6 protein-coding genes are annotated in these 10,823 nt (G+C 75.2%); all 6 read left to right on the forward strand.

Annotated elements, in window-relative coordinates; all coding sequences use genetic code 11:
* A partial coding sequence (locus ACFXPK_RS23020) for an SDR family NAD(P)-dependent oxidoreductase (protein ID WP_385078179.1) occupies positions 1–1,617 on the forward strand: 1,617 nt, incomplete at its 5' end.
* Between the two features lie 5 nt (positions 1,618–1,622).
* Positions 1,623–6,296, forward strand: coding sequence for a beta-ketoacyl synthase N-terminal-like domain-containing protein (locus ACFXPK_RS23025; protein ID WP_385078181.1), 4,674 nt, complete (start codon positions 1,623–1,625; stop codon positions 6,294–6,296).
* Positions 6,286–6,609, forward strand: a complete 324-nt coding sequence (locus ACFXPK_RS23030) for an acyl carrier protein (RefSeq protein WP_385004873.1) — start codon at positions 6,286–6,288, stop codon at positions 6,607–6,609. Before ACFXPK_RS23025 ends, ACFXPK_RS23030 begins: the two co-directional genes overlap by 11 nt.
* Positions 6,610–6,613: 4 nt before the next feature.
* Positions 6,614–7,450, forward strand: coding sequence for an alpha/beta fold hydrolase (locus ACFXPK_RS23035; RefSeq protein WP_385078184.1), 837 nt, complete (start codon positions 6,614–6,616; stop codon positions 7,448–7,450).
* The gene (locus ACFXPK_RS23040; RefSeq protein ID WP_385078187.1) at positions 7,447–8,637 is read left to right on the forward strand and encodes a glycosyltransferase; all 1,191 of its coding nucleotides are present in this window, start codon (positions 7,447–7,449) and stop codon (positions 8,635–8,637) included. Before ACFXPK_RS23035 ends, ACFXPK_RS23040 begins: the two co-directional genes overlap by 4 nt.
* 200 nt (positions 8,638–8,837) lie before the next feature.
* A complete protein-coding gene (locus tag ACFXPK_RS23045) occupies positions 8,838–10,685 on the forward strand; it encodes an ABC transporter ATP-binding protein (RefSeq protein WP_385078189.1) in 1,848 nt (615 codons plus the stop codon).
* Positions 10,686–10,823 lie beyond the last annotated feature (138 nt).

Below are 10,823 nucleotides of genomic sequence, written 5' to 3' on the forward strand. Positions count from 1 at the left end.
CGTACACGCCGGACGCGCTGCGCGCGATGGTCGCGTACATGGGCACGCTCAACGAAGAACCGCACGGTCGCCGCGCTGAGCGCACTCCTGGAAGCGGCCCTCCGCTCCGGTCCCGCGACCGCCGGACCCTCCGGCCCCCCGCCCGCCCCCGCCGCCGAAGGACCCCGCCCGGAGATCACCGCCCCGCAGCGGCTGCTGTTCACGGAACACACCCTCGAACCGGTCACCGCACGCCCGGAACCGGGCCGCCGGGTGCAGCTTCTCGGCGGCGGCGAGACCGCCACCGAACTCTCCGCACTGCTGGCCGAGGCCGGTGTCGAGACCGAGCTGGTCCCCGACGGCGCACCGCCGGCCGAGGGCGCCGAGACCGTGGTGCACCTGACGCCCCTGGACACCGAAGGACCCGTACTGCCCGGGGCCTTCGCCCTCTACCAGCGGGTCCTCGCCGCCGGGCCGCGCCGGCTGCTCACCGCCGACCGGCGCGGCGCCGGTCCACCCAGCGGGCTGCGCGGCTTCTTCCGTACGGTGGCACGCGAGTACCCCGGGACCCACGCCACGCTGGCAGAGGTCCCCGACGGGGCGAGCGCCGCCGAGGCCGCCCGCGCCCTCTTCGCCGAACTCGCCGCCCCCGAGGACGAGCCGGTGGTCCTGCTCGGCCAGGACGGCCGACGCCACACCCCGCGCCTGCGGCCCACCCCGCTCGGCCCGCTCGCCACCAGCGGCGCGGGACCGGCCGGCGACGGCGCCGCCGAGGCCGAGGCCGTCGGGCTCGACCGCGAGTCGGTGGTCCTCCTGGTCGGCGGCGCCCGGGGCATCACCGCGCGCTTCGCCCGCGCTCTCGCCGTCGCCGCCCGCTGCCGCCTGGTCCTCTTCGGGCGCACCCCGCACCCCGCCGCCACCGAGGACCCGGCGACGGCCGCCGCCACCGACCGCGCCTCGCTGCGCGGCGCCCTGCTCGCCGCGCGGCTCACCACCACCCCCGCCGAGACCGAACGCAGGGCCTCGGCGATCCTCGCGGAGCGCGAGGTGCGCGCCACCCTGGCCGCCCTGCGGGAGGCGGGCGGCGAGGCCGAGTACCAGCAGGTGGACGTGGTGGACACGGAGGCCGTCCGCGCCGCGGTCAAGCAGGTGTACGCCCAGTACGGACGGCTCGACGGGCTGGTCTGCGCCGCCGGCCTCATCGAGGACAAGCTGATCGCGGAGAAGACCCCGGAGTCCTTCGCCCGGGTCTTCTCCACCAAGGCCGACGGCGCCCGCACCGTCCTCGACGCGGTGGACCGACTGCCGGTGAGCCCGCGCTTCGCCGTCCTCTTCGGCTCCATCGCCGCCGCCCTCGGCAACCGAGGCCAGAGCGACTACGCCGCCGCCAACGACGTCCTGGAAGAACTGGGCCGGCGCTGGTCCGGCGGGGAGCGGCGCGGTCTGACCGTGCACTGGGGCCCCTGGGCCGCCTCCGAGACCGGGGGCGGCATGGTCGGGCCGGAGCTGATGCGCTCCTACGCGGCCCGCGGCATCAAACTGATCGACCTGGAGGAGGGCCCCCTCAGCCTGCTGCGCGAACTCGCCTACGGGGCCCCCGACGAGCACACCGTCGTCTACACCGCCTCCGGCTGGTGAGCACGGTGCCCACCCCTGTACCCCTCGGCGGTCCCGAAGCGCGGCCCGAGCCGGTCGCCGTCGTCGGGATGGAGGTCTTCCTCCCCGGCGCCCCCGATCTGGCCACCTACTGGCACAACATCGCGGCCGGCGTGGACTCGATCACCGAGGTGCCCGCCGACCGCTGGGACCCGCTCTTCTACGATCCGGCCGCGGCGACCGGCCCGGCCGCGGGACGCCGCAGCGACCGCTTCTACTGCCGTCGCGGCGGATTCGTCGACGGCGGCGCCGAGTTCGACCCGACCCGCTTCGGGATCATGCCGAACTCGGTGCCCGCCACCGACCCGGACCAGCTCATCGCGCTCGACGTGGCGCACCGCTCCCTCCAGGACGCGGGCGGCGAGTCCGTCCTGCCCGCCCGCCGTGAACGCGCCGGGATCGTACTCGGCCGCGGCGGCTACCTCACACCGGCGCTGGTCCGCCTGGACCAGCGGGTCCGCACCGCCAACCAGCTCGTGCAGACCCTGCGCGAGCTGGCCCCGCAACTCGACGAAGCCCAACTGGACTCGGTTCGGGCCGGGTTCTGCGAACGGCTCGGACCCGAGGAGCCGGAGTCCGCGATCGGCCTGGTGCCCAACCTGGTCGCCTCCCGCGTGGCCAACCGGCTCGATCTGCGCGGACCCGCCTACACCGTGGACGCCGCCTGCGCCTCCTCGCTGGTCGCGGTGGACCACGCCGTACGCGAACTCACCTCGCGGCGGTGCGACGTGATGCTCGCGGGCGGTGTGCACCACTGCCACGACCTCACCCTGTGGAGCGTCTTCACCCAGCTCGGAGCGCTCTCCCCGAGCGAGCGCATCCGGCCGCTGCACCGGTCCGCGGACGGCGTCCTGATCGGTGAGGGCACCGGCGTGGTCGTCCTCAAACGGCTCGCGGACGCGCAGCGCGACGGGGACCGGATCTACGCGGTGATCCGTGGCACCGGAGTGGCCTCCGACGGCCGCTCCGCGAGTCTCTTCAACCCCGATCCGGGCGGCCAGATCCGTGCCGTCCGCCAGGCGTGGGAGGCCGCCGGGCTCGACCCGCGCGCGGCCGACGCGCTCCAGCTCCTCGAAGCGCACGGCACCGCGACGCCCGCCGGGGACGGAGCCGAACTCGACACGGTCGCCGAGGTGTTCGGCCCCGCCACCGCCGGGCGCGCCGTCATCGGCTCGGTGAAGTCGCAGATCGGGCACACCATGCCGGCCGCCGGCGTGGCCGGTCTGATCAAGGCGGCGCTCGCCCTGCACCACGAGACGCTGCCGCCCACCCTGCACTGCGACGACCCCCACCCGGCACTCGAAGCCACCCGGTTCACCACGCTCGCCACAGCCCGTCCCTGGGACGAGGTCGCGGGCGGCGCCCCGCGCCGGGCCGCGGTCAACGCCTTCGGCTTCGGCGGCATCAACGCCCACGTGATACTCGAACAGCCCGCCGCGGTCCCCGCCCGCCGGCCGCGGGTGACCGTCGCCGAGCCGGAGCGCGTACTGCGGCTGGCCGCCCGTACCCCCGGGGAACTGGCCGCCCGGCTCGACGCCGAGGACGGCGCGGTGCTCGCCGCGAGCCTGCCCGAGACCGGCTCGCCCGAGGCGGGCCCGGTGCGGCTCGGCATCGTCGACCCCACGGCACGCAGCCTGAAACTGGCGCGCCGGGCGGTCGCCAAGGGCGAGCCCTGGCGCGGGCGCGGCGACGTCTGGTTCACCCCGCGTCCGGTGCTCGGCCAGGACGGCGGGCGCACCGCCTTCGTCTTCCCGGGCCTGGAGGCCGAGTTCACCCCGAGGGTCGACGAACTCGCCGCCCGGCTCGGCCTGGACTGGTCCCACGACGAGCGGACCGAGGTCGGCGACGTGGGCCGGCACGGCGCCGCCGTCTTCCAGCTCGGCCGGCTGCTCGACACCGCGCTGCGCCGACTCGGCGTGGTCCCCGATGCCATGGCCGGGCACAGTGTGGGGGAGTGGACCGCGATGGCGGCGGCCGGGGTGCACGCCCCCCAGGAGGTGGACGCCTTCCTGGCCGGCTTCGACCCGGACGCGCTGCGGGTGCCCGGCCTGGCCTTCGCCGTCCTCGGCACCGCCGCCGACCGGGTCCTCGACCGGCTGGACGGCCGCGCGGACGTGGTCCTCAGCCATGACAACGCCCCCGGCCAGTCGATGATCTGCGGACCCGAGAAGGCCGTCGCCGACCTGGTGGCCGCCTTCCGGGCGCAGGGCATCATCGCGCAGGTGCTGCCCTTCCGCTCCGGCTTCCACACCCCGATGCTCGCCCCCTACCTGGACCCGATCCGTACGGCGGCCGAGCGGTACACCCTGCACCCGCCGCACACCGCCCTGTGGTCCGCGACCGTCGCCGCTCCCTTCCCGGCCGAACCGGAGGCGGTCCGCGAGCTGTTCGTGCGCCACCTGCTCGAACCGGTCCGCTTCCGCGAGCTCGTCCTGCGGATGTACGAGGCGGGCTTCCGGGCCTTCCTGACGCTGGGCGCGGGGCAGCTCGGCTCCCTCATCGACGACACCCTCGCGGGCCGCGACCGGCTGGTGGTTCCCGCGCACTCACCCGCCCGGGACAGCCTCGCCCAGCTCCGCCGGGTGGCGACGGCGCTGTGGACGGAGGGCGCGGCCCCGGATGTCACCCCGCTCAACCCTCGTGCCGGGCGGGCGGGTTCGGCCATCCGTCCGGTACGGCGTGCCGGGATGAAGCTCGACCTCGGCGGCGCCCTGATCACCCTCCCCGCCTCCGGGCACGGCCTCCTCGCCCCCGTACCCGGCACCACCGCCGGGACGTGGCGCCCCGCCGCCCGTGCAGAGGCGGAGGCCGCCGCGCCGGACCGGGCCGCCGGACACCGCCCGGTGGCGGCCGAGTTCTCCGCGCTGCTCACCGACACCACCGCCGTCGCCGCGGAACTCCTCGACGCGCTGGGGCGGCGCCCAGGCCCTCGCGTCCCGGCCGGTCACCGGCCGCCGCCCGCGCGCGCCGGTGGCGTCGTACCGACCGGCGCCGTGTCCCGGGCCCCAGGCCGTCCCGTTCCCCCGAGCGCTTCCGTGGCCCCGGACGGCCCCGGCGGGCCGGACGGCTCCCACGGCCCGGACGGCACCGACGGCCTCGCGGCCGTCCCCGCCGCCCTCCGGATCGATGTGGACCGGATGCCGTACCTCCTCGACCACTGCTTCTTCCGCCAGCGGCCCGGCTGGCCCGACGAGGCGGACCGGTGGCCGATCGTGCCCGCGACCACCGTCGTCGACCACCTCGTCCGGATCGCGGAAGAGGCGATGGCAGGACAGCGCGGGCAGCGGGCGGTAGCCGTGCACCGGGTGCGGCTCCAGAAGTGGATCGAGGCCATGCCGGCCCGCGACGTGCCCGTCGCGGTACGCCGCTCGGGCCCGGACCGGATCGAGGTCGGGCTCACCGGCTTCGCGGGCGCCGAGGTCCGGTTCGCCGAGGGACCCGGGACCCCGCCCGCCGTGTGGCCGGTGGACCCGGCCCGCGAACGGGTTCCCGAGCTGACCGCCGAACAGCTCTACACCGAGCGGTGGATGTTCCACGGCCCCGCCTTCCAGGGCGTCACCGAACTCACCGCGATCGGTGACCGGCACGTGCGCGGCGTCCTCACCGCGCCCGGAGCACCCGGCGCGCTCTTCGACAACGTCGGCCAGCTCCTCGGCTACTGGATCATGGCCACCCTCACCGAACGCACCACGGTCTTCCCCGTCGGCATGGCCCGGATCGACTTCTACGGCGCGGAACCGCCCGCCGGCACCGCCCTGGACTGCCACATCCGTATCCGCGAGGTCACCCCCACCACCCTCACCGCCGACATGCAACTCGTCCACGAGGGCCGCGTCCTGGCCGTCTGCACGGGCTGGACCGACCGGCGCTTCGACACCGACCCCGGCATCCGTCTGATGGACCGCTTCCCCGGCCGGAACACCCTCTCCGAGGCACGTCCCGGGGGATGGAGCGTGGTCCACGAGCGGTGGCCCGACCTCGCCACCCGTGACCTGATCATGCGCAATGTGCTCGGCGGCGCCGAACGCGACCGCTACGCCGCCCGGCCCCCGACCCGCAGACGCCGCCATCTGCTCGGCCGGATCGCCGCCAAGGACGCGGTGCGCGGGTTGCTCTGGGCGGAGGGCGCGGACGACATCTACCCGGCCGAGATCGCCCTGCACAACGACGCCGTCGGCCGTCCCGTGGCGACCGGCGTGCACGGCCGTGACCTCGGCCCGGGGCTGACGGTCTCCCTCGCGCACAGCGCCGAGGCGGCGGTCGCCCTGGCCCGCCGCGGACCGTGCGGTATCGACCTCGAAGAGGTCACCGCCCGGCCCGCCGCCACCGTCGCGGCGGCCTGCGGCCCCGAGGAGCGGGCGCTCCTCGCCCGTACCGTCGCCGCGGGCGACGAGGGCGAAGACCTGTGGTTCACCCGTTTCTGGGCGGCGAAGGAAGCCGTCGCGAAGGAGCGCGGTACGGGACTGGGCGGACGGCCCCAGGAGTACGAGGTCACCGCAGCCCGCCCCGGTCTGCTGCGGGTGGAACACGCGGGCAGCGCCTGGGAAGTGCGCTGCGATCAGGTGGCGGCCCCCGCGGGGCTGCCCGAACGGAACTATGTCGTCGCCTGGACCACGGGCGGCACCGAGCCAGTCAGTCAGGAGAGCCAGCATGACCACTGAGGCGATCACCCCCACGGCCTTCGGCATCGATGAGGACACCGTCCTCGCCCAGATCGCCGCGACGCTGCGCGAGCTGCCCGACGCCGGTCTGGAGGACGCCGAGATCGGCCGTGAGACGCTCTTCCACGACGACCTGGAGCTGGAGAGCATCGACCTGGTCTCCCTCGCCGGTCTGCTGCGCGAGCACTACGGCGAACGCGTCAACCTCGCCCTGTTCGTCGCGGACCTGGAACTCGACGAGATCATCGCGCTGACCGTGGGCCGGCTCGCCGACCACGTCACCGCCTCGCTGCGCGCCACCGAGGAGAGCTGACCGGATGGCGAAGACACGCACCGGCGACATCACCACCCATGTGCAGCGGCTGTCCGCGGGCGAGGCCGGCGGCACGGCCCGCGCGGGAGGGGAGCCCCCGCTGGTCGTCCTCGTGCACGGACTGCTCACGGACTCGCTCGCCAGCTACTACTTCACCCTCGGCCCGGCCCTGTCCGCGGCGGGCATGGACACCGTGATGTACGACCTGCGCGGGCACGGCCGTACCGACCGGCCGCCCACCGGCTACCGCCTGGAGCACTTCGTCGAGGACCTGGCACTGCTCCTGGACGCCCTGGACGAGCACCGCCCGGTGCACCTGGTCGGCAACTCCTTCGGCGGCACGGTCGCCGCGGGATTCGCCGCCTGGCACCCGGACCGCACCGCCACCCTCACCATGATCGAGTCCGAGCCGCCGGTGGCCGCCTGGGCCGGCCACATCGCGGACGGCCTGGCGCACGCCCGCCGTGAGCTGGTCCGCGAGGAGGCCATCGAGTGGATCAAGGAGCGCCACGGGGCGCACACCGCCCGGCTCTCCCGCGCGGCCGCACGCATCCTGCGGACCACCACGCTGGCCGAGGACGTCCCGGCCGGGCGGCTCATCGACGACGACCTGTCGGCGCTCCGCTGCCCGCTGCTCGCCGTCTTCGGCGGCGATTCCGGGCTGAGCGCCCAGGTGCCGGAGCTGGAGGCGAAGGTCGAGCGGTGCCGCACCGTCGTCCTCCCGGACCAGGGCCACTCGGTCCTGGTCGAACAGCCCGCCCGCACCCGTGACCTCGTCCTGGACTGGGTGGGCGAGCACCACGCGCGCCGGGCGGGCGTCCGGGCCGGAGCGGTCGGATGAGCCGCTTCCTCCTGGTCGTACCGCCGCTGACCGGGCACATCAACCCGCTCGTCGCGGTGGCGGCCGAGCTGACCGCGCGCGGCCACGAGGTCGAGTGGTGCGGATACGCCGACCGCGTCCGCGACGCGGCCGGGTCCACCGCCGTCGTCCACCCGTGCGTGCTCCCCGCGACCAGCGAACTGGTCCGCCCTCCGACCCTGACAGGACCGGCCGCCTTCCGCTTCCTCTGGGAGGACTTCTTCATCCCGCTCGCCGAGGCGATGGCGCCCGCCGTGGCGAGCGCGGTCCACACCTTCCGCCCGGACGCGGTCGTCACCGACCAGCACGCGGTGGCGGGAGCCCTGGTCTGCGAACGCCTCGGCGTCCCGTACTTCACCTCGGCCAGCACCTCGGCCGAACTCGTCGACCCGCTGGCCGACCTGCCCAAGGTGGCCGCCTGGCTGACCGGTCGGCTGGACGCGCTGCGAGAGGCGATCGGCGACCCGGCCGCCACCCACGACCCGCGCTTCTCCCCGTACGGTGTCCTCGCCTTCACCAGCAGGGAACTCGTCGGCGACACGGCGGCCCCGCCCTCGGAACGGGTCCATCTGCTCGGTCCGGCCTTCGCCGACCGGCCCGGGGATCCCGACTTCCCCTGGGAGGCGCTCGATCCCTCCCGCGCACTGGTCCTCGTCTCGCTCGGCACCGCCAACACCGACGCGGGCGCGCGCTTCCTCCACGAGGCCGCCGCGGCGCTGGAGCTGCTCGCCGACCGGGTGCAGGGCGTCGTCGTGGATCCCGGCGGGCTGCTCGCGGAGCCGCCGCCCGGCATCCTGGTGCGCCGCTACGTCCCCCAGCTCGAACTGCTCGGCCGGGCCAGTGCGGTCGTCTGCCACGGCGGCCACAACACCGTCTGCGAAACCCTCTGGCACGGGCTGCCGCTCGTGATCGCCCCGATCCGGGACGATCAGCCGATCGTGGCCCGCCAGGTGACCGAGGCGGGCGCCGGGATCCGGGTGCGCTTCGGCCGGGTGGACGCGCCGAAGCTCGCCGAGGCGCTGCGCACGGTCCTGGACGACACCGGTGGGCACCGTACGGCGGCGGCTGCCATCGGCAGGTCGCTGCGCGTCGCGGGCGGCCGGCGCGCGGCGGCCGACCACCTCGAACAGCTCGTCACGGCGCACCCGGTGGCCCCCGCGGGCCGCTGAGCGCGTTCGAAGGCTCCGCCCGTACCGGAGTCTTCACCTGTACCGGAGCTCCGGCCCGTACCGGAACACCTCACCCGTACCGGCGCCTCCACCGGTACCGGCGCCTCCGCCCGTACTGAGGCCCCGCCCGTACCGGAGCACCTCCATCAGCATCCTCACCCGGAACACCTCCGGGAGCGCCCCCCACCCCGGAGCACCCCATGACCACAGCCCTTCCGATGCCTCCGCCCCAGGCGCCGAGCCTCACGTCCGACGGGCCGTCGGCCGTCGGTGTCCGCCCGCTGAGGGCCCTGCTCCAACAGGCCCGCCCGTACCGCTTCGTCCTGCTCGGTTCGCTGCTGCTCGCGCTGGCCGCCAGCGCCGGCGGGCTCGTCCAGCCGCTGGTGGCGCAATCGGTCCTGGACGCCCTGGCGGACGGTACGGCGGTCACCGGGTCGCTGGTCCTGCTCGGCGTCCTGGTGGTGGCGGGCGCGGTCCTGACCGGAATCCAGTCCTGGTGGCAGCAGCGCACCTCGGAGCAGGTCGTCCGCTCCATCCGCCGCGACCTGGTCTTCCGTCTCATCCGGCTGAAGGTCGCCGAGCTGGACCGCCGACCGCCCGGCGATCTGATCGCCCGTGTCACCTCCGACAGCGCCCTGGTGCAGAACGCCGCCACCCAGGGCCTGGTCATGATCACCAACGGGTCGCTCACCGTCGTCGGCGCCGTCGTCCTGATGGGCACGGTCCACCTCGGCCTGCTCGGCGTCACCCTCGCGGTCCTGCTCGGCACCGGTGCGCTCCTCGGACTGATCCTGCCCCGTATCCGCGCGGCCGTCGCCCGCGCCCAGGTCTCCGTCGGCGCCATCGGCGCCGCCCTGGACCGCTCGCTCGGCGCGGCCCGCACCGTCAAGGCCAACGGAGCCGAGTCCCGGGAGACCGCCCGCGCCGAATCCGCCGTCCAGGAGGCGTACGAGGCGGGTCTGACCGGCGCCAAGTACGCGGCCCTGGTCCAGGTCCTCTCCGGCGTCGCCATCCAGGCGGCCTTCCTGGCGGTGCTCGGCGTCGGCGGCGCCCTGGTGGCCTCCGGCGATCTCGACGCCTCCCAGCTGATCGCCTTCCTGCTCTACGTCTTCTACCTGGCCAGCCCGATCGCCGCACTCCTCGGCGGCCTCGGCATGCTCCAGCAGGGCCTCGGCGCCATCGTCCGCGTCGAGCAGGTCAGAGCGCTGCCGGCCGAGGACGACGTGGACCTTCCCGAGCCGGCGGACCCGCGCACCGCGCGGCCGGCACCGGCGCCGCCGGTCGAGTTCGACGCCGTCCACTTCGGCTACCCGGGGCGCGGCCCGGCCCTGCGCGGTATCAGCTTCACCGTGCCCGGAGCCACCCGTACCGCCCTGGTCGGCCTGTCCGGAGCGGGCAAGACCACGATGTTCGCGCTGCTCCAGCGCTTCTACGAACCACACGCGGGCGCCATCCGGATCGGCGGCCAGGACATCGCCCTCATGCCCCGCGCCGAGGTCCGCCGCCGTATCGCCTACGTCGAGCAGGAGTCCCCGGTCATGGCGGGCACCCTCGGCGACAATCTCCGCTACGCCGCGACCGGCGCCACCGACGAGGACATCGCCGAGGTGCTGCGCCTGACCCGGCTCGACTCCCTGATCGCCAGGCTGCCCGACGGACTGGACACCGAGGTCGGCAACCGCGGCGTCACTCTCTCCGGCGGGGAACGCCAGCGCCTCGCCATCGCGCGTGCCCTGCTGCGCAGGCCCGAGGTACTGCTGCTCGACGAGGCCACCGCCCAGCTCGACGCGAGTAACGAACAGGCCCTGCGGGAGGCGGTGGACCAGGCCGCCCGCCGCTGCACCGTCATCCTGATCGCCCACCGCCTGTCCACGGTCACCGATGCCGAGCAGATCATCGTCCTGGAGGGCGGTGGGATCCGTGCCGCGGGTTCCCACGACGACCTGGTCGGTGCCGATGTCCTCTACCGCGAACTCGCCGCCTCCCAGATGCTCGTGCCCGCCGTGGAGGACCGGCCTCCGGGCCCGGACGCTTCACTCGCGCTGTGAACGAGCGCCCCGGGGCCGGGAAGGAACGAGGCGGCCCGGGGCCGTATACGAAAGGTGGGGGGGGGGGGGGCCGGCGCCCCCCCCCCGCCCACCCGCGCGCTCTCGCCGGCGCGCGGGCCCGGGGGGGGGCCCCGCCGG

This window comes from Streptomyces sp. NPDC059142 (assembly GCF_042755665.1).
Classification (GTDB): domain Bacteria; phylum Actinomycetota; class Actinomycetes; order Streptomycetales; family Streptomycetaceae; genus Streptomyces.